24 protein-coding genes are annotated in these 22,840 nt (G+C 47.7%); 11 read left to right on the top strand and 13 right to left on the bottom strand.

Features of this window, described 5'->3' with window-relative positions; all coding sequences use genetic code 11:
• The first annotated feature begins 119 nt into the window (after positions 1–119).
• A complete protein-coding gene (locus HYN48_RS12740) occupies positions 120–2,081 on the top strand; it encodes an endonuclease (protein WP_108372293.1) in 1,962 nt (653 codons plus the stop codon).
• A gap of 45 nt (positions 2,082–2,126) precedes the next feature.
• Here HYN48_RS12740 and HYN48_RS12735 read toward each other — a convergent pair whose 3' ends face one another.
• Positions 2,127–2,951 carry an SDR family oxidoreductase gene (locus HYN48_RS12735; protein WP_108372291.1) on the bottom strand — a complete coding sequence of 275 codons (825 nt, stop codon included), beginning with the start codon at positions 2,949–2,951 and terminating at the stop codon, positions 2,127–2,129.
• A gap of 260 nt (positions 2,952–3,211) precedes the next feature.
• On the opposite strand from HYN48_RS12735, the gene HYN48_RS12730 reads away from it, so the two are divergent.
• On the top strand, positions 3,212–4,573 hold the full coding sequence (locus HYN48_RS12730; RefSeq protein WP_108372289.1) for a PQQ-dependent sugar dehydrogenase: 1,362 nt from the start codon (positions 3,212–3,214) through the stop codon (positions 4,571–4,573).
• Between the two features lie 11 nt (positions 4,574–4,584).
• Here the strand turns inward: HYN48_RS12730 and HYN48_RS12725 are convergent, their stop codons facing one another.
• On the bottom strand, positions 4,585–4,965 hold the full coding sequence (locus HYN48_RS12725) for a hypothetical protein (protein ID WP_108372287.1): 381 nt from the start codon (positions 4,963–4,965) through the stop codon (positions 4,585–4,587).
• Between the two features lie 98 nt (positions 4,966–5,063).
• Between HYN48_RS12725 and kdsB the strand changes: the two genes are divergently transcribed.
• Positions 5,064–5,795: a 3-deoxy-manno-octulosonate cytidylyltransferase gene (gene kdsB / locus HYN48_RS12720; protein ID WP_108372285.1), complete on the top strand. Its 732-nt coding sequence runs from the start codon at positions 5,064–5,066 to the stop codon at positions 5,793–5,795.
• 92 nt (positions 5,796–5,887) lie between these two features.
• Here the strand turns inward: kdsB and HYN48_RS12715 are convergent, their stop codons facing one another.
• The gene (locus tag HYN48_RS12715) at positions 5,888–6,556 is read right to left on the bottom strand and encodes a spermidine synthase (protein ID WP_108372283.1); all 669 of its coding nucleotides are present in this window, start codon (positions 6,554–6,556) and stop codon (positions 5,888–5,890) included.
• A 57-nt stretch (positions 6,557–6,613) separates the two neighbouring features.
• Here HYN48_RS12715 and HYN48_RS12710 point away from each other — a divergent pair, with 57 nt between their 5' ends.
• A complete protein-coding gene (locus HYN48_RS12710) occupies positions 6,614–7,171 on the top strand; it encodes a 1-acyl-sn-glycerol-3-phosphate acyltransferase (protein WP_108372281.1) in 558 nt (185 codons plus the stop codon).
• Positions 7,172–7,337: 166 nt separating this feature from the next.
• Here the strand turns inward: HYN48_RS12710 and HYN48_RS12705 are convergent, their stop codons facing one another.
• Positions 7,338–7,730, bottom strand: a complete 393-nt coding sequence (locus HYN48_RS12705; protein WP_108372279.1) for a helix-turn-helix domain-containing protein — start codon at positions 7,728–7,730, stop codon at positions 7,338–7,340.
• A gap of 283 nt (positions 7,731–8,013) precedes the next feature.
• Between HYN48_RS12705 and HYN48_RS12700 the strand changes: the two genes are divergently transcribed.
• The 4 genes from HYN48_RS12700 to HYN48_RS12685 all read left to right on the top strand — a co-directional run bounded on the left by HYN48_RS12700 (position 8,014) and on the right by HYN48_RS12685 (position 13,047).
• A complete protein-coding gene (locus HYN48_RS12700; RefSeq protein WP_108372277.1) occupies positions 8,014–9,165 on the top strand; it encodes a M14 family metallopeptidase in 1,152 nt (383 codons plus the stop codon).
• A gap of 51 nt (positions 9,166–9,216) precedes the next feature.
• On the top strand, positions 9,217–9,696 hold the full coding sequence (locus HYN48_RS12695; protein WP_026705124.1) for an Lrp/AsnC family transcriptional regulator: 480 nt from the start codon (positions 9,217–9,219) through the stop codon (positions 9,694–9,696).
• A 78-nt stretch (positions 9,697–9,774) separates the two neighbouring features.
• Entirely contained in the window at positions 9,775–12,342 is a 2,568-nt protein-coding gene (locus HYN48_RS12690) for a phosphoenolpyruvate carboxylase (RefSeq protein ID WP_108372275.1), read from the top strand.
• A 189-nt stretch (positions 12,343–12,531) separates the two neighbouring features.
• Entirely contained in the window at positions 12,532–13,047 is a 516-nt protein-coding gene (locus HYN48_RS12685; RefSeq protein WP_108372273.1) for a DinB family protein, read from the top strand.
• Here the strand turns inward: HYN48_RS12685 and HYN48_RS12680 are convergent.
• The 7 genes from HYN48_RS12680 to HYN48_RS12655 all read right to left on the bottom strand — a co-directional run bounded on the left by HYN48_RS12680 (position 13,028) and on the right by HYN48_RS12655 (position 18,351).
• Positions 13,028–13,516, bottom strand: a complete 489-nt coding sequence (locus tag HYN48_RS12680) for a DNA-deoxyinosine glycosylase (RefSeq protein ID WP_108373645.1) — start codon at positions 13,514–13,516, stop codon at positions 13,028–13,030. The two genes, HYN48_RS12685 and HYN48_RS12680, sit on opposite strands and share 20 nt — an antisense overlap.
• An 86-nt stretch (positions 13,517–13,602) precedes the next feature.
• The gene (locus tag HYN48_RS15180; protein ID WP_146171780.1) at positions 13,603–14,025 is read right to left on the bottom strand and encodes a DNA primase; all 423 of its coding nucleotides are present in this window, start codon (positions 14,023–14,025) and stop codon (positions 13,603–13,605) included.
• Positions 14,026–14,035: 10 nt separating this feature from the next.
• Positions 14,036–15,007 carry a deoxyhypusine synthase family protein gene (locus tag HYN48_RS12670; RefSeq protein WP_108372269.1) on the bottom strand — a complete coding sequence of 324 codons (972 nt, stop codon included), beginning with the start codon at positions 15,005–15,007 and terminating at the stop codon, positions 14,036–14,038.
• A 109-nt stretch (positions 15,008–15,116) separates the two neighbouring features.
• Positions 15,117–16,520 carry a type III PLP-dependent enzyme domain-containing protein gene (locus HYN48_RS12665; protein WP_108372267.1) on the bottom strand — a complete coding sequence of 468 codons (1,404 nt, stop codon included), beginning with the start codon at positions 16,518–16,520 and terminating at the stop codon, positions 15,117–15,119.
• A gap of 51 nt (positions 16,521–16,571) precedes the next feature.
• Positions 16,572–16,739, bottom strand: coding sequence for a hypothetical protein (locus HYN48_RS15320; protein WP_181248478.1), 168 nt, complete (start codon positions 16,737–16,739; stop codon positions 16,572–16,574).
• A 57-nt stretch (positions 16,740–16,796) separates the two neighbouring features.
• On the bottom strand, positions 16,797–17,864 hold the full coding sequence (aroB, locus tag HYN48_RS12660; protein WP_108372265.1) for a 3-dehydroquinate synthase: 1,068 nt from the start codon (positions 17,862–17,864) through the stop codon (positions 16,797–16,799).
• A 109-nt stretch (positions 17,865–17,973) separates the two neighbouring features.
• Entirely contained in the window at positions 17,974–18,351 is a 378-nt protein-coding gene (locus HYN48_RS12655; RefSeq protein WP_108372263.1) for a DoxX family protein, read from the bottom strand.
• A gap of 216 nt (positions 18,352–18,567) precedes the next feature.
• Between HYN48_RS12655 and HYN48_RS12650 the strand changes: the two genes are divergently transcribed.
• Complete coding sequence (locus HYN48_RS12650; RefSeq protein ID WP_108372261.1) at positions 18,568–20,064, top strand: aminotransferase class V-fold PLP-dependent enzyme; 1,497 nt, start codon at positions 18,568–18,570, stop codon at positions 20,062–20,064.
• Here HYN48_RS12650 and HYN48_RS12645 read toward each other — a convergent pair.
• On the bottom strand, positions 20,030–20,941 hold the full coding sequence (locus HYN48_RS12645) for a lysophospholipid acyltransferase family protein (protein ID WP_108372259.1): 912 nt from the start codon (positions 20,939–20,941) through the stop codon (positions 20,030–20,032). The two genes, HYN48_RS12650 and HYN48_RS12645, sit on opposite strands and share 35 nt — an antisense overlap.
• A 99-nt stretch (positions 20,942–21,040) precedes the next feature.
• On the opposite strand from HYN48_RS12645, the gene HYN48_RS12640 reads away from it, so the two are divergent.
• Together HYN48_RS12640 and HYN48_RS12635 are read left to right on the top strand one after the other, a co-directional pair.
• Positions 21,041–21,667 carry a rhomboid family intramembrane serine protease gene (locus HYN48_RS12640; RefSeq protein ID WP_181248477.1) on the top strand — a complete coding sequence of 209 codons (627 nt, stop codon included), beginning with the start codon at positions 21,041–21,043 and terminating at the stop codon, positions 21,665–21,667.
• Between the two features lie 36 nt (positions 21,668–21,703).
• A complete protein-coding gene (locus HYN48_RS12635) occupies positions 21,704–22,399 on the top strand; it encodes an SIMPL domain-containing protein (protein ID WP_108372257.1) in 696 nt (231 codons plus the stop codon).
• A gap of 42 nt (positions 22,400–22,441) precedes the next feature.
• Here the strand turns inward: HYN48_RS12635 and msrB are convergent, their stop codons facing one another.
• The gene (gene msrB / locus HYN48_RS12630) at positions 22,442–22,840 is read right to left on the bottom strand and encodes a peptide-methionine (R)-S-oxide reductase MsrB (protein WP_108372255.1); all 399 of its coding nucleotides are present in this window, start codon (positions 22,838–22,840) and stop codon (positions 22,442–22,444) included.

The raw sequence follows: 22,840 nt of genomic DNA, 5'->3' as shown, positions 1-22,840 counted from the left end.
CTTGCCCACTGACCGCTTCAGCGTGCGCTGTAAACTGAAAACAAGCATCTTAACTAAAATTACCGCGGGCCATTCGTTTTTATACATACATTTGCAGCCGATAATTAATTTTCAGTGGCATGAAAAAAATACTACTTGCAGCGTTGCTGCTGACCGGTTTTGCGGGGTTTTCCCAACTTGTAATCAATGAGATCGAGGCCGATACCCCATCGACGGATGTCATGGAATTCGTAGAACTGAAGTCGGTAACACCGAATTTTTCACTCAACGGCTACGTCCTGGTGATGTTTAACGGCACCACAAACGGGGACGCCGCGACATCCTACCTGGCACTTGACCTGGATGGTTACACCACGGATGCCAACGGTATTTTCCTGATCGGGAACTCGCAGGTTTCGCCATCGCCGGCTATTGTGGTCAATAATGGCGCGATACAGAACGGCCCCGACGGTGCGGGAATTTACCTCGGCAATGCCTCGGATTTCCCGTTCAACACCGTAGCGACCACTACCAACCTGATCCATGGCGTGGCGTACAGCAACAGCAATACGGTCCAGCCGACCGCCCTGATGACGGCGATGAACCTTTCGGGTTTCACCAACGAAAATGTGAACGGCGCGGCAGCCACCCAATCCATACAGCGAAAAAACGACGGCACATTTGAAGTCAAGCCCCCTACACCGGGTATGCCCAACGACGGCAGCGGGGTCGGGTCTAACGGTATCACGATTGCGGTAGCGCCATCAAATCTGGTCGAGGGCAGTGGTTTCAACGTTATTTTTACGACGCAAACCGCTGTGGCCGCTGATCTCGCTTTCTCGTTCACGCTGGCCAACGGAAGTTTCACTACGGGTGATTACACCGGATCGCTTACCGCAGTGATTCCTGCCGGCGCCAACACGATCAGCAAGGCATTCCAACTTACCGACGATACGGTTGATGAAGGCGATGAAATCATGAAAGTGTCTATGGGAAGCGTGCCTTCGGGTTATTCCAAACTCAATGACAACGTGGAATTCCGAGTCCATGATAACGATTATGTCGTTCAGCCTTGGGGAACACCGCTAAATCCTACTTACGGCCTGGCCAGCAGTACCGCGCCGACCGGATACTATGCTTCGCTGGAAGGAAAATCAGGCGCCGTGCTCAAGCAGGCCATCCAGGATATTATTGCCAATCCGGCGGTAGTGCGCAAACAGAATTACGGAGACGTTTTCGATATCCTGAAGGAAGCCGACCAGAACCCGGAGAACGGCAGCGAAGTCTGGCTCATGTATGTTGAGCAGCCTAGATCAAAAATCGATTACCAAACCGGTACGAGCGGTGCCGTAGGTTTCTGGAATCGGGAGCACATCTATGCACAATCGCGGGGCGGATTCACCAACGGTACTTCGAGTACGGCGAACGGCATTGACAACTGGGATCCGACGAGCGCTGACGATATCCTTGCAGGGCACGCTGATGGGCACCACATCAGGGCTGAAGACAGTCCGGAGAATTCCCTGCGGAGCGAACGCAATTACGGCGTCGATTACAACGGACCGGCAGGAACGGCCGGAAGCTGGCACGGTGATGTTGCCCGCGCGATATTCTACATGTGTGTACGCTATAACGGCCTGAATGTCGTCAACGGGGATCCGGCTAATGATCCGGACGGGTTCATTGGCGACCTTGCCACTTTGCTTACATGGAATATGTCTGACGTGTCTGACGATTTTGAAATGAACCGCAACAACGTGGTATACAACTGGCAGAAAAACCGCAATCCGTTTATTGATTACCCGCTGCTGGCTGAATACCTCTGGGGAAGCCATGCAGGCGAAACGTGGTTTGCCGCTTTAGCGACCTCGGACAATCCGGAAGTCAAGGTAGGCCTGTACCCAAATCCTGTTCAGGATCAGCTCATGATTGCCGGGCTGCCTTCAGGAACGATAGAAATCTTCAATGTTACAGGTTCGTTGGTTTTCAAGTCAGATTTTACGGAACGGACGTCGATACAAGTCGCTTTGCCTTCCGGTATGTATGTCGCCAAAATCAGTTCGGAAGGAAAGTCAGTGGTGAAGAAGCTGTTGGTCAGATAACCTTCCCATACTATTTTGAAATCGGGTATTGATTAGGACGCACCTTCAACCGCCCACTATTTCCCCACCATTGACATGGATTACCTGTCCGGTGATGTAAGAGCTGTCCTCACAGGCCAGGAAAACGTATGCGGGTGCCACTTCTGAGGGTTCCCCGGCACGCTTCATAGGCGTCTGTGTGCCAAAAGCTGCCACGTCTTTTGGTGAAAAAGTAGCAGGGATCAATGGCGTCCAGATCGGGCCGGGCGCAACGGCATTCACGCGGATCCCCTTTTCAACCAACTGGCTGGACAACGAACGTGTAAAGGATACAATCGCCCCTTTTGTACTCGCGTAGTCTACCAAATGGTCGCTGCCACGATATGCCGTAACCGAGGCCGTGTTGATAATACAATCGCCTTTTTTGAGATGCCTGAGTGCCGCCCTGGTGGTGTAGAAAAATGGGAACATATTGGTTTCAAACGTCAGCAGCAATTGTTTTTTTGTGATGTTTTCAAAGATGTCTTCAGGAAATTGCGTCGCCGCGTTGTTGACCAGGATGTTGAGTTTTCCCAGTTGCTTTCTGGTGCTTTCGACTATTTTTTTGCAAAAGCGTTCCTCCTTCAGGTCTCCCTTGAACAGCAGTGCCTTACGGCCTTCCTTTTCAATCATGCGGACGGTTTCTTTCGCATCCTTGTCTTCATTGTGGTATGCGATGGCCACATCGGCGCCTTCCCGCGCGAAGTGCACGGCCACGCTGCGTCCTATGCCACTGTCACCGCCGGTAATCAGCGCCACTTTGCCGTTGAGTCTGCCACTGCCTTTATAGTTTTTTCGGATGACTTCAAAAGTTCCGTTTTTTGTGATGCTTTTCGCGGTCGTGGTTTTCATTGCTTTTTTTTACAAAATTCGGATTCGTAAACTGGCCATTGTTACGGGATTTTCGGGTTTCATTTCAATTTCCGTCAAAGCCAGACCGACATGACGCACTTTAGTGCATCGGAACCGAAAGTAGGGTAAATCGCTGTCAGTCTGTTTTTTACTAAATTGCAGTGTATTTATTTGGTTGTCCCGATTGGTTTCCGGTTTCTCTCCGGGGCAATCGGACGGCCAGTTTATATTTGTGTGTCACCAAGCTAAAAACCAAAACCATGGGAAAATCCACGACGTTATTGACATTGACCCTTTTCTTATTTTCAGCCGTCGGGAGGCCGCAAATCGATCTCGGAAATACGGTCCTGCAAAACACCATTGTCGCGACGGGCTTAAACGTACCTTGGGACATGGCGTACGGCGCAGACGGCTGGATATGGTTTACGGAACTCGCCGGGAATATCAAGCGGATGCATCCCGATACCTATCAGGTGGAGCAGGTATTTACGATCAGCGATGTGGCGCTGTTCGGGTTCAGCGTCGGCTTGCACTCGATTGTGCTGCATCCGGATTTTAATAATACTCCCTTGTTGTATGTGCATTATGCGTACACGAATACGGCTTCTAAAATCGTGCGCTATGAGTATGACGCGGTCGGCAACACGCTCGTCAATCCTACGATTATTCTCGGTAATATTCCCGCCGGCGTATCGCATAATGGCTCCCGTATGGTAATCCTGGGTGATAAATTGTTCATTTGCCTCGGCGATACGTACGGCACGCCGGCCGTTGCTCAAAACACAGCTTCAATCAATGGGAAAGTGCTGCGTATGAACCTCGATGGAAGCGTTCCCGATGACAACCCCACACCCGGAAGCTACATCTGGTCAATGGGGCATCGCAACCCGCAGGGATTGTGTTATGGGAATGGTATGTTGTACAGTTCGGAGCATGGAACGGCAAACAACGATGAAATCAACATCATCGAAATGGGCCGGAATTACGGCTGGCCAACGGTGGAAGGCGTGTGCAACACAGCGGCCGAGATCACGTTCTGCAACGAGAACAACGTCAGGGAACCCATCAAGACGTGGTCGCCATCGATCGCGCCTGCCGGAATCGACCTATATCAGAATCCGGCCATACCGGAATGGGACAACTCCCTGCTGGTCGCCGTTCTAAAGAACAAACAGCTCATACAACTCAAGCTCAGCGACGACGGCTCGCAAATCACCCAGCAAAACATTTACCTTACCAACACCTACGGCAGGTTACGCGATGTATCGGTCACGCCTGACGGAAGGGTTTTTCTCTGCACCTCAAATAAGGATTATGCGGGTACGCCGGTCGCTGCGGACGACCGGATTATCGAATTGAAAAATAACGCGCTCGCTTCAGGAAACCATTCCGATGCCGGCAAGATTTCAGTGTATACGATCCCGGCGCGGGATTGGATTTACATAGATCCGAGCCCATTGGTCGCCCGGATCGTGATCGTGGGCATTGATGGAAAGCGGATTTATTCCGGTTTGTATGCGCAGCGCATTGACGTGAGCGGCTTTGCGGCGGGTGTGTATGCGATGCAATTGCTGGATTCGGATAAAAACATCATTGCACGCCGCAAAATCGTCATCAGATAGGCGTCATTGCGTTATTCCTTGATTCTTTTCAATTTGATGATCACTTCAGATGTCTTGATTTCCAGCGCAGTATCGGTAACTGAAATCTCGCCTTCGTCCTGCATGCCGCCATCCATACTTTGGGTCATCGTTTTTCCGTCTTCGGATATTTTGTAATCACCTTCGACAGTCATGCTCCCGGTAGTGGTCGTAAACCGTCCGTCTTTCTTCAGGCAGACGATACTGCTTGCGCCATCGGGAAGATCCATCTGCGCACCGGTTTCGGGCGAATTCACACTGTCAATTTTCCAACAGCCGATCACAAGTTCTTTCACATTGCTTTGGGCATGGCTTCCGATTGAAAAAAATGAGCACAATAACAATGCTGCTAGGTAAGGGTAGGTTTTTTTCATTTTAATTGGTTTTGGATTATCATTGTAACCAAACGGATGGCGACGATTTTTATTGCCAACACGAAGGATTTTCCTCACTTTGCGCTATCTTTAGCGTCATGAAAGTCATTGCCGTTATCCCTGCACGCTATGCCTCCACACGCTTTCCTGCCAAGCTGATGCAGGATCTTGGGGGCAAGCCCGTCATCCAGCGTACTTATGAATCCGCGTTACAAACCGGTCTTTTTGATGAGGTATTTGTCGTGACCGATTCACCCATTATACACCAAGCCATTGTGTCTGCAGGCGGCCGCGCCATCATGAGTATCAGGGAACACGAGTCCGGGAGCGACCGTATCGCCGAAGCCGTTGAGACTATGGATGTGGACATCGTTGTCAATGTGCAGGGTGATGAACCCTTCATTGATGCCGAGCCCATTGCGAAACTCATACAGGTTTTCAGGGACGATACTGCGCATCAGACGGATCTGGCGTCTCTAATGTGCCAGGTGACCGCGTCAGAAGATATCAACAACCCCAATAACGTGAAGGTCGTTGTCGACCAGAACGGCTTCGCACTGTATTTTTCGCGATCGGTGATTCCGTATCCGCGTGATCCCGATGCCGGTGTGCGATATTTCCGTCACATCGGGGTTTATGCCTTTAGAAAACAGGCATTGCTTGATTTTTACCGCCTGCCGATGAAGTCACTTGAAGCCTCGGAAAAACTGGAACAACTGCGTTACCTCGAATTCGGTAAGCGCATCAGGATGGTAGAAACGTCGCATGCGGGGATTGGCATAGATACGCCAGAAGATCTCGAGAAGGCCAGGGCATTGATCCTTCGGTAGAAAAACCAACTAACGCGAATTGTAAATGTGTCATGGTATTTTGGACACAATTTTAGCGTCGTAGTAACTCAATTTCAGCTACTGGTCACCATTTAAGCGTCAGACTTTCGTGCGATAATCAGCTCGTTGTGTTCTTCCACGCGCGGGATAATCTGGGTTCTGAATCCGAGCAAGTCCAAATCAGACACATATTCTTCGTTACGCAGGTTGTCCTTGCTGTCGAGCAGCATCGTGTTGAAAAGTAAAATGCCGTTTGGCCTGAGCAGAAAATGGATCCGTTTGGAGAAAAAAGATTCAAATAGGAAATTGGGCATAGCCGTATCCTGAAAAATATCGACAATAATCAGATCGTAGCGGTCTTTGGTCTTCAGTACGAATTCAAAGGCGTCATCAATGACGATTTCGAGATTTGGAATCGCATCCAGGCCGAAAAACTCGTTGGCCATGGCAATCACCTGCGCATCGATATCGACGCCGGTAATTTTGCCCGAAAAACGAATTTCATCGGTAATGGTCTTGATGACGCTTCCGCCGGCGACGCCCAGTACTAATATGTGTTGCATGTCCAGGATTGATTTATAGCCAATCGCCTGAAGGCCTTTACGTAGGATGCGCTGCAGGCTGCCATAGGAATAATTCGTGTTTTTGGAATCCATGACGAGCTCGCCGTTGTTCCAGGTGATTTCGAGGTTTTTGCTCCACTCGGATTTCCTGCTGGCCACGTTTACGGGTATGATGTAACTGAGTAGGCGGCGAACCATAAATTGTATTTTGCCCAAAAATAAACGAATAATCCTATTTTTACCAAAAATTATGGAATGAAACGGCTGGTTTACAAAGCAATTTTTTTCCGACTGATGGGTTGGCGTATCATGGGTTCCATGGATCCGGATATCCCTAAAAGCGTGCTGATGGTCATGCCGCATACGTCGTGGACTGATTTTTTCGTCGGACTCTTCGCGCGTGGCATCATCGGGCTCGAGATGCACTGGGTAGGGAAGAAGGAACTGTTCCGCTTTCCGATGGATGTGTTTTTCCGATGGATGGGCGGTGCGCCATTAGACCGAACCGGCGGACGCAATACCGTTGAAGCGATTGCAGCCCTATTTGATGAACGAACAACCTTCCGCCTGGCCATTTCGCCTGAAGGCACCCGTGAAGCGGTGAGTGAGCTCAAATCCGGATTTTATTATATCGCAATGAAAGCCAATGTGCCGATTATCCCCATCGCATTTGATTACGGAACGAAACAGGTCAGGGTGGGAGCGCCGTTTTATCCCACCGCTGATTACTCTAACGACACCCATTGTCTAGTATCTCATATTGAAGGAGTTACGGGTCGATTCCCGGATAAAGGATTCGCTTTTAAAAAATAATTGCAACAAAACAAAACCAAACATTGACAATTGCCGTAAATGAGTTTAGATGCATCTGAAAAAATCCTTTTTGCCCTGAAGGAATAAGATACTGGCAATCTTGCCTAAGTTTTGTGTTTGTTTTATTGGTTTTGAAAGCCCCGGTTTCCCAAAAACCGGGGTTTTCTTATTTTGGGCGGTCGGTGCGCGGACTGAAATCTGCGAAGCTGCCGTCGCGATACAGCACGATGATTTTTTCGATATCGCCATTTCGGGTACCAATCTCCGGCGCGGGTGGCATGATTTCAGATAGGGGGCTTTGTTCAGAAACTGCACTTTCATTATTTTCTGTTTGGGATAGGAGGGACCCGGTCCCTTTGAGCAGCCAGTACAAACTGACCTCCGGAAATTCTTCTTCGAGCTTTAAGATGAAGTCGAGACTGGGTTTGTTCCGGCCGGAAAGCAGGTGCGAAATCCCGGAACGCTGCACGCCAATCCTGTCGGCAAAAGACGATGCGCTCAAGCTGTAATGCTTCATGAGAAGTTCAAGGCGCTTGATAAAATTTCCGTTGTGCAGCATAGTAAAAAATATTCGTGTTACAAATGTAAATAATTTACGGGAGAGGTTGAAAATTACAGTTGTAAATAGTTTATAACGTAAAATTTGTATTCACGTTATAGTTTATTTAAGTTGTTTTAAATTATTGATAAATAAATAAATGAAGTTAAAATAGCACCGTCAGGTATTTTTGTAAATCAAATACCACACCTGATGTTTACAACGATAAACTTCCGAAAAAGGAGTGATTGATTTACAGTTGTAAAACCAAAGATGTTTACCTTTACCACACCAAACAGGCACCATGGATTACGAGAAAATATTCGCCGGAGCGAAGCAGGAAAAATTAAGCGGGCGGTATCTATGCAACACGCATATTGAGCCGATTTTGGAAAGCCTTTCGACGGCAGGACATGTGTCCGTACTCGGACATTCGGTGTTGGGAAAGAATATTTTCGGCTTCCGCATCGGACAGGGAGAAACAAAAATCCTGGCCTGGTCACAGATGCACGGAAATGAAAGTACCTGCACAAAGGCACTGTTCGATTTCTTTAACTTCCTTTCGGCGGAATCGGAGTTGCAACGAAAAATCCTTTCAGAATATACCTTTCAGTTTATCCCGATCCTGAATCCTGATGGCGCGGAAGCTTATACGCGTGTCAACGCCAACGGGGTCGACCTGAACCGTGATGCGCAGGATTTGTCGCAGCCGGAAAGCATCGTGCTGCGGCGTGTTTACGATTCATTTCAGCCGCAGTACTGTTTCAATATGCATGACCAGCGTACGATCTTTGGTGTGGCTGAGACGGGCAAGCCGGCAACGGTGTCTTTTCTTGCACCATCGTTCAACACTGAGCGAGAGTATAACGACGTGCGTATAAACGCAATGCAGGTGATTAACCGCATGAATACCACATTACAGCAATTCATCCCAGGACAGGTCGGGCGGTTTGATGACGGCTTCAATATCAATTGTGTAGGGGATACATTTCAATTTCTGGGAACGCCTACCATCCTTTTTGAGGCAGGACATTACCCCGGCGACTATGCCCGTGAGATGACGAGAAGATACATCTTCTTTGCATTATTGTCAGCCTGCGAGCCAGTTCACGAAAACGTTATAGTTAATAACGAAATAGAACAATATCTGAATATTCCGCAAAATAATCCAAATTTATTCGATTTTGTTTATAAAAACATCAAAATAAATTATGAAAGTTCCGAAATAATCACCAATTTTGCGGCACAATATAAAGAAGAATTAGTAGGCAAAACCGTTAAATTTAACGCTTTTGTTGTGAAAATGGGTGATTTGACTGATTGTTTTGGTCATTCGGAAATTGACGGAGAAGGGGCAAAATATTCGGATGGCGCTGAAAACATCCCGCTGCCTGATCAACCGGCCGATTTTTTTCTCGACAACAGGGAATATCACAACGGCAGCCTGAAGTCCTGAAGCATACCATTCCTCTTGTATTGTTGAATATAAACCTAAACAAACAACAAAATGAGTAAATTTCGCTTAGATGAGGTAGATCACCAGATCCTGGATATGCTGATCGACAATACACGGGTTCCCTTTACGGATATAGCAAAAAAACTACTGATCTCCGCCGGAACGGTGCACGTCAGGGTAAAAAAAATGGAAGATGCCGGCATCATCATGGGTTCTTCCCTGACACTGGATTATGAAAAACTGGGGTATTCGTTTATCGCTTACGTGGGGGTATTCCTGAACAATACGTCGCAGACGAAGTTTGTTCTCGAGCGCATCAACGACATTCCGTTTGTGACGGTAGCCCATGTAACAACGGGGAAATTTAATATTTTCTGCAAAATCAGGGCGAAAGATACCAAACACGCCAAAGACGTGATTTTTATGATCGACGATATCGAAGGGGTCTACCGGACCGAAACGATGATTTCCCTTGAAGAAAGCATCAATGACAAGAAGCGCCTGATGCACACGATTTTCAAGAATATGTAAACCTTCCGGTTACAAAATATCAAAACCCCGTCATTGCGAACGGGGTTTTTTTATTACCTTAAACCAAAATTTGTAAACATGTATACGCCTCCGAAAATCGAACGATTCAATCAGAACGTACTCTCTAAATACAACATCTACAACAGCGTATTTATCACCTTGCCTTTCGACGCAATTGACAATACCGGTGTGCTGCTGCCTTTGTTCGCGGAGATTTGCGAAGCGGGATACCAGCAGCATCTTAATCCCCGGCAAATCGTCGCCCAATTTTCTGATAAATTCCTGGATGGGAAATCAGAGGAAGAGCAAATCAGCCTGATGTTCCGTTTTATCCAGTACATCGAACGGCAAATCGTACTTTTTGACGCCATTGAAGATGCGGCATTCCCAATCGTGAACAACATGGAAGGGCGCGGTTCCCTGCGCGACATCAGCGAAAAAGCCGAAGCAAAAGGCAGGCTTGGGGAGTTAAAGGCGTTTCTAAGGACCTTCCATGTCAGGACTGTCCTTACGGCGCATCCAACACAATTTTATCCGGGCCCTGTGTTGGGGATCATCACCGACCTGACGCAGGCCATACGCGAGGATGACTTACTTCGTATTAAGCAGTTGCTGTCCCAGCTCGGCAAGACGCCTTTTATCAACAAGGAAAAGCCGACACCTTATGATGAGGCAGTAAGTTTGGTCTGGTACCTTGAAAACGTGTTTTATTATACGGCAGGTGAAATGGAAGAATACCTGCGTAAGAATATTTTCCGGAACGAGGAAAACGGTAACGCTGTAATCAATTTCGGATTCTGGCCGGGGGGCGACCGTGACGGCAATCCGTTTGTGACGACGGACATTACGCTGAAGGTGGCGCAACGGCTGCGTACGTCCCTGCTGCGGTGCTATTATAACGAAATACGCAGTTTGAAACGGAAGTTAACTTTCTACGGTGCAGATGTTTTGATCACTGAAATTGAACTCAAGCTTTACGACTCAATTTATAATGACGAGAATTTAGTTTTCATTACATTAAATGAGTTCAGGCAGAAACTGGATGAGATAAAAACCCTGATCATCACACAGCACCAGTCCCTGTACCTGGACGAGCTGCAGTTGCTGATTTCACGGGTGAAGCTATTCGGGTTTCATTTTGCCTCGCTGGACATCCGGCAGAACAGTAAGATACATCATGCGGTATTCGATGATATTTCGAAACAGGGCGCGTATCTCCCGACGGAATACGCTTCCGCAGATGATACCCGGAAGTCGGCGATGCTGAGCCAGGCCAAAAGTGGCATCAACCCGAACGATTTTGATGGCATCACCAAATCGACACTGGAATCCATTTATGCCATGCGGACCATACAGGAACGGAATGGGGAGCAGGGCAGCAACCGTTACATCATCAGCAACAACGAAACCGCGCTCGACGTCCTTCAGGTACTGTCGCTGTTCGGTTTGTGCGGCTGGGAAAATCCAACCGTAGATGTCGTCCCACTTTTCGAAGTGATCGATGATTTGCGCAATGCCAAATCGGTTATGGAAACCTTATACACCAACAGCAAGTATCAACGCCATCTGCAGCAGCGAAATAATATCCAGACGGTGATGCTCGGCTTTTCTGACGGCACCAAGGACGGTGGTTACCTGATGGCCAATTGGAGCATCTATAAGGCCAAAGAGGCCATTACCGAAATTTCCCGCCAATATGGGATTAAGGTAGTGTTTTTCGACGGCCGTGGCGGCCCGCCTGCCCGTGGCGGTGGCAAGACGCACCAGTTTTACGCCTCACTGGGCGCTGAAATTGAAAACCGTGAGATCCAGATAACAATTCAGGGACAAACGATCAGCTCAAACTTCGGCACTGCGGATTCCTGCCGATACAATCTTGAGAACCTGCTGACTGCCGGTGTAGAAAATGAGATTTTCGATAAGGGAGTGCATGTGCTCACCGATTCGGATAAGAGCATATTGGATGAGCTTGCCCAGACGGGTTTTGAGAAATATTCCGAGTTCAAGAAGCATCCAAAATTCATTCCGTATCTCGAGCAGGTCAGTACGCTGAAGTATTTCGCGAAAGCCAATATCGGAAGCCGCCCGGCCAAAAGGAGCAAGTCGGCCGCACTCGAGTTCAGCGAACTGCGCGCCATCCCGTTTGTGGGCTCGTGGAGCCAGCTCAAACAAAACGTTCCAGGGTTTTTCGGTGTGGGCACTGCCTTAGCGCAATTTGAGGAAAGCGGGAGGTGGAATGAGGTACAGGTGCTGTACAACCGTTCGCTTTTTGTCCGGACGCTGCTGGAAAACAGCATGATGTCGCTGGCAAAAAGTTTTTTCCCGTTGACGGCTTATATGAAGGACGATCCCGAGTTCGGCGCTTTCTGGAGCATTATTTACGAGGAATTTGTGCTCACCAGACGCCTGTTACTTAAAATTGCAGGCCACACGGAATTGATGGAAAATTATCCTGACGGGAAAGCGTCCGTTGCCATGCGCGAACTCATCGTGCGTCCGTTGCTTACGATACAGCAATACGCCTTGCTCCGCATCAAGGAGCTGCACTCGGAAAGCGCGCCTGATGAACAGCTGATTTCCGTATATGAAAAGATGGTGACACGTTCGCTTTTCGGCAATACCAATGCCAGCAGGAATTCCGCTTAATTTACACACTCCGATAGCCAGATGACAGTCATTTCCCTCTCCGTTGAAACCCTGACCGCATGCGTTGGGATCTGCCTGGTTGCTATTACTTTCGGTGGCGCCACTGCAGGCTTCGGTTATGTCCATTGCCCCGCAAACCGGATCAATGGCAACACACTTTGTTACTCAATCTTATAATCCGCAACAATAATGAGATCCTCCGCTTTACCCAAGAATGAATACGCTTCATATTTTACCACTTACATCAATGCGTTAGATGATGTGCATCTGACAGAAGAACTTGAAATCAGCCTGCATGATTTTATCCGTTTTGTGCAGGACATCCCGATGGATAAATTTGATTACCGCTATGCGGAAGGCAAATGGACGATTAAGGATATCATCCTGCACCTTACTGATGCTGAACGTGTTTTCAGTTACAGGGCACTGCGATTTGCGCGTCGCGACCAAACGCCATTGCCGGGTTTTGAAGAAAACAGCTACGTCGACCACGCGTATGCGGGCAGCCGATCGATACAGGATTTGCTCAGCGAATTGTCGGTGGTAAGGCATGCGACGCTGGCACTGTTTAAGAGTTTTTCGGAGGAGCAGCTGCGGTATATGGGCACAGCGTCCGGTGTGGATGTTTCGGTGCGGGCGATTGGTTTTATCATCATCGGCCATATGAAACACCACCAACGGATTTTCAAAGAGCGGTATCTTTAAGGGTCTGAGACCAGATCTCGAATTTTTTGTCGAAAGCCATGGTATTCGCCGGACTCGTCGACGGCATGACGTGTAATTTGATGCCTTCCAATGCGCCTATGTGTTTCATGAAATACCTGTGGCTTTCCTTACCGTTGAATAAGACGTGACGGATATTGGGGAATGCCGCGAAAAGGCTTCCAAAATCATTTACCTGATGGTTCCGGATATTGGTATCGAGGCTGCCTTCGCGTTCGCAATGTTGCAGTACGTCCCACACGCCTATGTTGTTTTGCTGCAACAGGCGGATCCTTTCTTCAAATGCATCCGGGACGGGCAAACGGTCAAAATAGGTGAAAAATATGCGCCAGAAATGGTTTTGCCGGTGGGCGTAATATTCCTGTTTTGCCAACGATGTGGCGCCGGGCATGGTACCCAGTATGAGAATCTTGGTATTGCTGTCAATAAATGGCGGGAAAGAAGAAATCATATAAATCAATTTACGCTGCGTACGTCGGTGCCAAGAATTCGGCAACCGACGAATTCAAATTAAAAAAGGAGCCTGAGCTCCTTTTATTAGTCTTCTTCGTCTTCGTCATCGTCGTCTGCTATGTCGTCGCGGTCACCATCACCATCATCATCTTCGTCATCGTCATCGGGGTCTAAATCAGGTTTGTCGAGATTGTCGTCATCCTCCTCTTCGTCTGAAACCGCATCATCTTCATCTTCAATATCAATGCCTTTAATGCTGTCGATCGGTTCCACTACATCATCAATATCATCCTCATCGAAATTTTCAAGTCGGGTTGCCAGCTTGGTGCTGACTTTCACCAAATAGATGGTATCTTCAGTCCTGACTTCCACGGCTTCAATCAGTTCGCCTTTCGCATTTTTGAATCGAATGATATTCGAATCGTCATATCCGTCAGGAAACTTCTCCACTAACAGGTTTAAAATTTCGTTGGTTAATTTGGCGTAATCAACAATTACTCTTTTCATAAGTTGTTCGTTATAAATCTAATAGGTAAGCGAAAATTAACGGCGCAACAATCGTCGCATCCGATTCAATGATAAATTTAGGGGTGTTGATGTCCAGTTTTCCCCAGGTGATTTTCTCATTCGGCACTGCGCCCGAATAAGAGCCATAGCTGGTGGTAGAATCCGAAATCTGGCAGAAGTAGCTCCAGAATGGCACGTCGTGCATTTCCATGTCCTGGTATAACATCGGGACAACGCAAATCGGGAAATCCCCGGCGATACCGCCCCCGATCTGGAAGAAACCTACGCCATTTTTGCTGTTGTCGGTATACCACTTGGCAAGGTAGGTCATGTACTCAATGCCTGATTTCATCGTCGATGCCTTCAATTCCCCCTTGATGACGTAAGACGCGAAAATATTGCCCATTGTACTGTCTTCCCAGCCCGGTACGATAATCGGCAGGTTTTTTTCTGCGGCAGCGTACATCCAACTGTCCTTCAGGTCGATTTCATAATACTCTTCCAGAACGCCTGACAGCAGCATCTTGTACATGAATTCATGCGGAAAATACCTTTCCCCGCTGTCATCGGCATCCTTCCAGATTTTGTAAATGTGCTTTTGCAGTCTCCGGAACGCCTCGTGCTCAGGGATGCAGGTGTCGGTAACACGGTTCAGGCCGCGCTCGAGCAGATCCCATTCCTGTTCAGGCGTTAGGTCACGATAATTCGGGACCCTCTCGTAGTGCGAATGAGCCACGAGGTTCATGATGTCTTCCTCGAGGTTGGCGCCGGTACAGGAAATAATCTGCACCTTGTCTTTACGGATCATTTCGGCGAAACTCTTCCCCAGCTCGGCCGTACTCATTGCGCCGGCGAGCGTTACCATCATCTTTGCGCCGTCTGCCAGTTGCTTTTCATATCCTTTTGCTGCATCCACCAGTGCTGCAGCGTTAAAATGCAGGTAGTGTTTCTCGATAAACTGGCTGATTGGTCCTTTACTCATTATATTGTTTTTGTGTTAGTTAGATTGCGGTACCGCAATCGGATTATGTCATTGCTTATACTTTCAAAGAAAATATTTTTTTCTTAAACCTGCAAACCGGCAGCGTTAACTATTTCTTATTATATCCTAAAATCTCAAGGACGTCTTCAGAGGTTTGCTGCTCCGAAAAGACTTCGGTTGCCAGAATGCCATTGGCATCGCGGTCGATCAGGATGTGCCTCGGCTGGGGAATCAGGCAGTGATGCAGTCCGCCGTACCCACCGATAGTTTCCTGGTAGGCGCCCGTATTGAAAAAGCCGATATACAATGGTTTTTCCTTGTTGTACTTGGGCAGGTAGATCGCGTTCATATTCTGCTCCGAGTTGTAGTAGTCGTCGCTGTCGCAGGTCATACCGCCCAGGAGCACGCGCTCATAGGTATCATTCCAGCGGTTGATGGCCAGCATGATGAAACGTTTGTTGATGGCCCAGGTATCAGGCAATGTCGTGATGAATGAGGAATCGATCATGTTCCATTGCTCGCGGTCATTTTGCTGTTTCTGGTATAACACCTGGTAGATGGCACCGGCGCTTTCGCCTACGGTAAACGATCCGAATTCAGTGAAAATATGCGGCACTTCGACTTCTTCCTCCTCACAGGCAATCTTGATCTGGTTCAGGATCTCGTCGATCATATACTGGTAATCGTACTCGAAAGCCAGCGAATTCTTGATCGGGAAACCACCGCCGATGTTGAGGCTGTCCAACGTAGGGCATTCGCGTTTCAGGGCGATGTATACCTTGATACATTTTACCAATTCGTTCCAATAGTAAGCCGTATCGTTGATTCCTGTATTGATGAAAAAGTGCAGCATCTTGAGTTCCAGGTTTGGATTCTCCTGGATCTGTTTCCGGTAGAATGCCACGATATTTTTGTAACCGATACCCAGTCGGGAAGTGTAGAACTCAAATTTTGGTTCCTCTTCCGCCGCGATACGGATGCCAATCTTGAATTTTCCCTTGATGTCCGCCTGGAGCAGGTCAAGTTCCTCGTAATTGTCTATGATCGGGATGCAGTTCTTGTGGCCGTTGTTGATGATGCGCGCAATATTTTCTATGTACTGGTCACGCTTGAAGCCATTGCAGATCACGAATGTACTTTTGTTGATCTTTCCGGTCTCGAGCAGCTTTTCGACGATATTGATATCAAACGCCGATGAGGTCTCGATATGGATATTGTTCTTGAAGGCCTCATTCATCACATATTCGAAATGCGAGCTTTTGGTGCAATAACAATAGTAGTATTTGGCGTCGTATTTGTTCTTTTCCATCGCGTTACGGAACCAGTTCTTGGCCCGCTTGATGTTGTTGGAAATTTGCGGAAGGTAGGTGAATTTCAACGGGGTACCGTACTGCTCGACCAGTTTCATCAGGTCGATGTTATGGAATTGCAGTTGGTTGTCCTTACTCAGCGTAAATTCGTCCTGCGGGAAATAGTAAGTTTGGTTAATGAGGTCGAAATATTTTGTATTCATTTATTTATCAAGAATTTAGGTTAAAAATTACTGCTAATTTTCACCTGAAATTCAAACCCTGATGTTGGCATAAATAATCTGAAGCTTTTCCTGCGGATACTGGAACATATCGAAAAACAAATTTCCCTGTACATCAGCCAGCGCTTTCGGCCTGAAATTACAGGCGATATTCGCAGGTTGGGCCGCAAAGGCGGTATGGGGATTTGGTCGTTTATTCATCAGCGCAAATGTAAAAAATAAAATTTCCGAAATGCAACCGTTTTAATTAAAAAAATATTAAGATTTATAATCCGCGAAAGCCTTAACAATCAATTCATTATCGGCTTCCTGATCGATTCTTACTTTCCCGATTCCGTCGAGCAAAGCAAATTGGATTTTGCCGAATTCGTTTTTCTTATCATGGATCAGCAATTGCAGGATTGCGGCGATGTCATCATCCGAAAATGAAATGACGCCGTACAGCGCATTCATCGTACTTTTTATCGTGTCGTAATCGGTTCCTGAAATGTAGCCTTTCGCCAGCGACAGGTGCGATTCGAGCACCATTCCCACAGCGATGGCCTCACCATGCAGCAGGGTCTTTTTGTCCTCGCTTTCCAGGAAATGGCTTTCGATGGCATGTCCCAGCGTATGACCGAAATTCAGTGCTTTGCGGATGCCTTTTTCCGTAGGGTCCTGGGTGACGATCGTATTCTTGATGGTTACCGAGGTATAAATCAGCGCATCCAGGCCGTCGACGTCGATCGCTTCCAGGTTGAGGAATTTCTCCCAATAAGAGGCATCGGCGATAAGCCCGTGCTTGAGCATCTCGGCCAATCCGGAGCGCATTTCCATCTGCGGAAGCGAACTCAGGAATGCCGTATCGAACACAATCATTTTCGGGTTGCTGATTACGCCAACCTGGTTCTTCAGCGTTCCAAGGTCTATGCCGTTTTTGCCGCCCACTGAAGCGTCTACCATCGCCAGCAGTGTGGTGGGAACGTGGATGAAGTCGATGCCGCGTTTGAATGTCGCCGCCACGAATCCGCCCAGGTCGGTCACTACGCCGCCGCCGACATTGATCATGATGCTTTTGCGATCGGCACCCAGTTCCGTAAGGGCATTCCATACGCCCACGCAGGTTTCGATATTCTTGTACAATTCGCCCGGCTCGATTTCGACGATCTCTATCGGTGTTTCGGTAGCGAGTTGCGAAAGGAAAGACGGTACACAAAATTCATTAGCGTTCGTGTCGGTGAGGATGAATATTTTGGAATAATTTTGTTCGGCTAGAAACCGGTTCAGTGCGGTGTAACCGTCGTCACCAAAATATATTGTGTAGCCGTTGGCTTGTATGGGTTGCATTTTACAGGATTTGAAGTGTCAAAATAAGTGAAAAAATTGGAGACCGCGGGTAAAGTCGGCGCATAAAAAAAGCGGAAACCATTTCCGCTTTGCCAAGTGATGGCGTAAGTTACTGTACCAAAGGGCGGTATTTTTCCCGGTTTTCATACAGTATCCAAAGCTGTATGACAAACAACACCCCGGCAATCGGTAAGCCTTCCGTGCTGGTGACTGTATTGACCAGCAGGATACCGACCATTACCGGAAAAATAATCAATGCGCCAAGGGCGCGGGTTCTTGGGAAAATGACCAACAGCCCACCCAAGATTTCGGCCAGCCCCACGAGCGGCATCAGCCATTTGATCTGCATAAACGCACCCATTTCCGTTGCCAGCGCTTCGGGCATTTTTTCAGGCATGGGCATGTAATTGAAAAATTTGTTGAGCCCGGCATTGAGGAACATCAGGCCGAAAAGCAGTGAGAAAACAAACAGGATCTTACTTTTCATATCAATGGTTTATAGGTTACGGTTGAAATGTTGACGCGGAATCGAATCGCGGTAGATAAGCAACGTCGATCCTCGCAGCGACACGTAAATATAGTCAAATTATTTTTTGGGCCGACGGTTAACGGTCGATTGTATGGCGTCGGATATTGTCGTTATGACAATCCTGTTTCCCGAATCCTCAAAAAACCATATATTTACAGCCTAAATTTCCCTGAAATGATTGCTGCAGAACAAAGCATTGATACGACTTTAGAACGCTATTTTCAAAAATTCCGGAATAATATCATTGGAATCGACCAGGAATTCGATTCGCCTTTCGGGAGAAAGAAAATCATCTATACCGACTGGACCGCCAGCGGACGACTTTACCGTCCTATCGAAGAGCAGATGGTTTCGGACTTCGGACCGTTCGTGGCCAATACGCATACGGAAACCACTGCTTCCGGAACCGCGATGACTATGGCATACCATGAGGCGCGCAAAATTATCAAGCGGCACGTCAATGCAGGTCCAGATGACGTATTGATCAATGACGGTACGGGAATGACCGGCGTCGTCAATAAATTCCAGCGCATCCTGGGATTAAAAGTACCCGAAAGCCTGAAGCCATACACTGCCGACATCCCTAGGAATGACAGGCCTGTGGTCTTCATTTCGCATATGGAACACCATTCGAACCAAACCTCCTGGCTCGAGACCATAGCCGAAGTAATCGTCGTGCCCGCCTGCGAAAAAGGGCTTTTCTGCCTCGACAATTTTAAGACATTGCTGGATCAATATAAAGATCGGTCGTTAAAGATTGCATCGGTGACGTCCTGCTCAAATGTTACCGGAATCAGGACGCCTTATCATGAGGTGGCCAAAATGATGCATCGCGAGAATGGGCTTTGTTTCGTTGACTTTGCCTGTTCCGGGCCTTACGTTAAGATCGACATGCACCCGGAAGATCCGGAAGCTTACCTGGATGCCATCTTCTTTTCGCCTCATAAATTTCTGGGAGGCCCTGGTACGACCGGCGTTTTGGTATTCAATAAGAAACTGTACCACAACATGATTCCGGACAATCCCGGAGGCGGCACAGTGAGCTGGACCAATCCGTGGGGCGAACACAAGTACGTAGACAATATTGAAGATCGTGAAGACGGCGGAACACCCGGATTCCTCCAGGCCATCAGGACGGCACTGGCCGTGCAGCTAAAGGACGAGATGGGTGTCGACAACATCCTCAAACGCGAACACGAAATCGTCGGGTATGTTTTTTCGTCATTGGGAAAGGCAGACAATATTAAGATCCTCGCGGGACAACACCATGACAGGCTGGGCGTAATCTCCTTTTACATCGAAGATTTGCATTTCAACCTAGCTGTAAAGATGCTCAACGACCGTTTTGGCATACAAACGCGCGGTGGATGCAGTTGTGCAGGCACGTACGGGCATTACCTGCTCAATGTAGGACAGGAACTATCGCATGCGTTGACGTGCAAGATTGATTCAGGGGATTTAATCGAGAAACCCGGATGGGTCAGGATGTCAATTCATCCGACGACGACCAATGCAGAAATCGCGTTTGTCTGTGACAGCATCCTTTCCCTCGCAAGTCATCATAAAACCTGGGCTGAAGAGTATGTATACGACAGCAGCAGCAACGAGTTTTCACACCGGGATGCGAAACCTGCGATTAAAGAGATGGTACACCGATGGTTCTATCGGTAGGCTTCTTTTTCCCGGAATGTTTCCAACGATTGTGTGTCCAGAAGTAATATTCCGGCGCTTCCAGAATCTGTTTTTCGACTTCGCGCAAATAAATGCTGGTGATTTCGTAGTCAGGCACTGCTTTCGGATTGTCTACCAAAGGCATTAGGGTTGCCTTGTAATAACCCCGCCTTACTTTTTCGACCTTACAGAAAAGCACATTGAGGTCCAGCTTCTTGGCCAGCATTTCAGCGCCGGTGTGCACGGGCACTTCCAATCCCATGAATTGGTCCCAGTATTTTGCCTTGGAAAGCTGAGGCGACTGATCGCTCGCGAACCCGTAAAAAGCCTTAATGCCATGCTGGTTGTTGTATTGGATCAATTCGATGGATTTCTTCGATTCAACCAATTCTGCGTTGAGCCTCGAGCGAATCCGGCGGACCAGGGCGTCAAAATATTTGTTGCCGATTTTCTTGTAAATCGCGATGCTTTTGAAACTGGTATATTTGCCCATAACCACGAGCCATTCCCAGCTTGCGTAATGCGCACAGAGCAGTGCAACGCTTTTTCCCCTGCGCTCAAAGTCATGGATAATTTCTTCATTGGTGAATACAAAACGCTCCCTGATTTCTTTGTCGGTGATGTTCATCGTTTTGATCATTTCGAGAAACATGTCGCACATATGGGTGAAAAATTTCCGCTCGACGGCACGCCGTTCTTCGGGCGACAAATGGGGAAGCGCAATCGCGAGATTTTTTCGGACGGTCTGTTTCCTGTATCCGAAAACACGATAGACGAAAAAACAGATGATATCGGAAAATATATATAATGCGCGAAAAGGCAACATTGAGACACACCATAACAACGGGTATATCAATACGTAAGCTAGAAGCTGCATAGCAAATTTTTATGCAAATATACTTTTAATCTTTGTATTTGGTTTATTTTAGAAAGCCTTAACATTCATTTCCTTAATTTTGTAGTCAAATCCTGTCCGATGACGATGACCTACCTGTATGTTTTGATGGCTGCCAACGCATTGATGAGTTTCAAGGCCTTTGAGGATATGGCATTCTTCAGGAAGTACGAATTCCACATTGGGAGCATCAGGGCGGGGGAGCAGTACCGCCTGTTTTCATCCGCATTCCTGCACGTCGATTTTGTGCATCTTGCACTCAATATGCTTGCGCTGTACCTTTTTTCACCGATAGTCATCGCGTACAATGGCGCTTTCTGGTTCCTGATCATTTATTTTGTCAGTTTGGTTTGCGGCAGCCTGCTCACCGTTTTTTTCCACAAAGACGATTACAGCTACAGGGCTGTCGGGGCTTCCGGCGCGGTAACGGGCGTGATGTATTCCGCTATTCTTTTTGAGCCGATGATGCGCATCAATTTTATCCCGGCCTATCTGTTCGGACTGATATACCTGCTCTTCTCGATTTATGGCATGAAGGCCAAAAGGGATAACATAGGGCATACCGCGCATTTTGGAGGTGCGGCGGGCGGGTTCTTAATGACGCTTGCAGCAAATCCGTTGCTGTTTTCGGAAAGGCCATTGATTATACTCTACCTTGCGATTCCATTGGTAATATTGTTCGTAATGGCCAAAACGGGAAAAATCTGAATTCAATCACCATTTAAATCCTTAAAATTAAATACTATGAAAAAGACGCTTTTATTATTTGCATTCTTATGCATGTCACTGACACAGGCCCAGGAACGTCAAATCCCTTTACTGACTGTAAATGGTGAGGGAAAAATCAAGGTGGTCCCTGACCAGGCAAGCATTTCGGTTTCCGTGATCTCCAATGGGACAAAATCTGCGGAAGTGAAAAAGGCTAACGACACCAAAGTCGATGCGGTCTTGAAATACATCCAGAAGATGAATATCGCGAAAGCAGACTTCCAGACACAGCGCGTCAATCTTTATGACAATTATGACTACGAAAAAAAGAAACACGATTACCAGGCCACGCAAACGATAACGATCCTGCTGAAAGACCTGTCAAAATATGATGAGCTCATGGAAGGGCTTGTCGATATGGGTGTAAACAACATCTCGGGTGTCGATTTCAAAACCTCGAAGCTCGAACAATATAGATCGGATGCGCGTAAGGCGGCGATTAAAAATGCGCGTGCAAAAGCTGACGATTATGCGACCTCTTTGAATCAGTCTCTGGGTGAGGCATTTACGGTCATTGACAATTCTCCGATCGATTATCCAAGGCCGATGTTCAACGCGATGGCAATGGCAAAAATGGAAATGTCGGATGGCGGGAACCAAACGCTCGCCACCGGCGAAATTGAAATCACGGCAAACGTCAGTGTGAGTTATGTACTGAAGCCAACACGCTAAAGCAATTGGAAATGAAAAAGCCGGCAATCGAGCCGGCTTTTTTTATGGATTTTTTTTTGTGAAATCTATCGAGAGCGAATTCACGCAGTAGCGCTGTCCGGTATTTGTGGGTCCGTCGTCAAAGACGTGTCCGAGGTGGCTGCCGCAATTCGCGCAGAGGATTTCGGTACGCATCATGCCGTGCGAACGGTCGTTGACATATTCGACCTTTCCGGGAATGGATTCGTCAAAAGAAGGCCAGCCGCAGTGTGCGTCAAATTTGGCATTGCTTTCGAATAACGGCTCGCCGCAGGCGCCGCAGCAATAGGTGCCGTTTTCAAAATGCAGGTTGTATTGCCCGGAGTGTGGGAATTCCGTCCCTTTCTCGCGCAGGATCTTATAGCGCTCGGGTCCGAGTTGCGCTTTCCATTCAGATTCCGGTTTTTCAACGGGGTATTTCAT

This window comes from Flavobacterium magnum (genome assembly GCF_003055625.1).
GTDB classification, from domain to species: Bacteria; Bacteroidota; Bacteroidia; order Flavobacteriales; family Flavobacteriaceae; genus Flavobacterium; species Flavobacterium magnum.
This window is presented reverse-complemented; position numbering and strand designations above follow the sequence as displayed.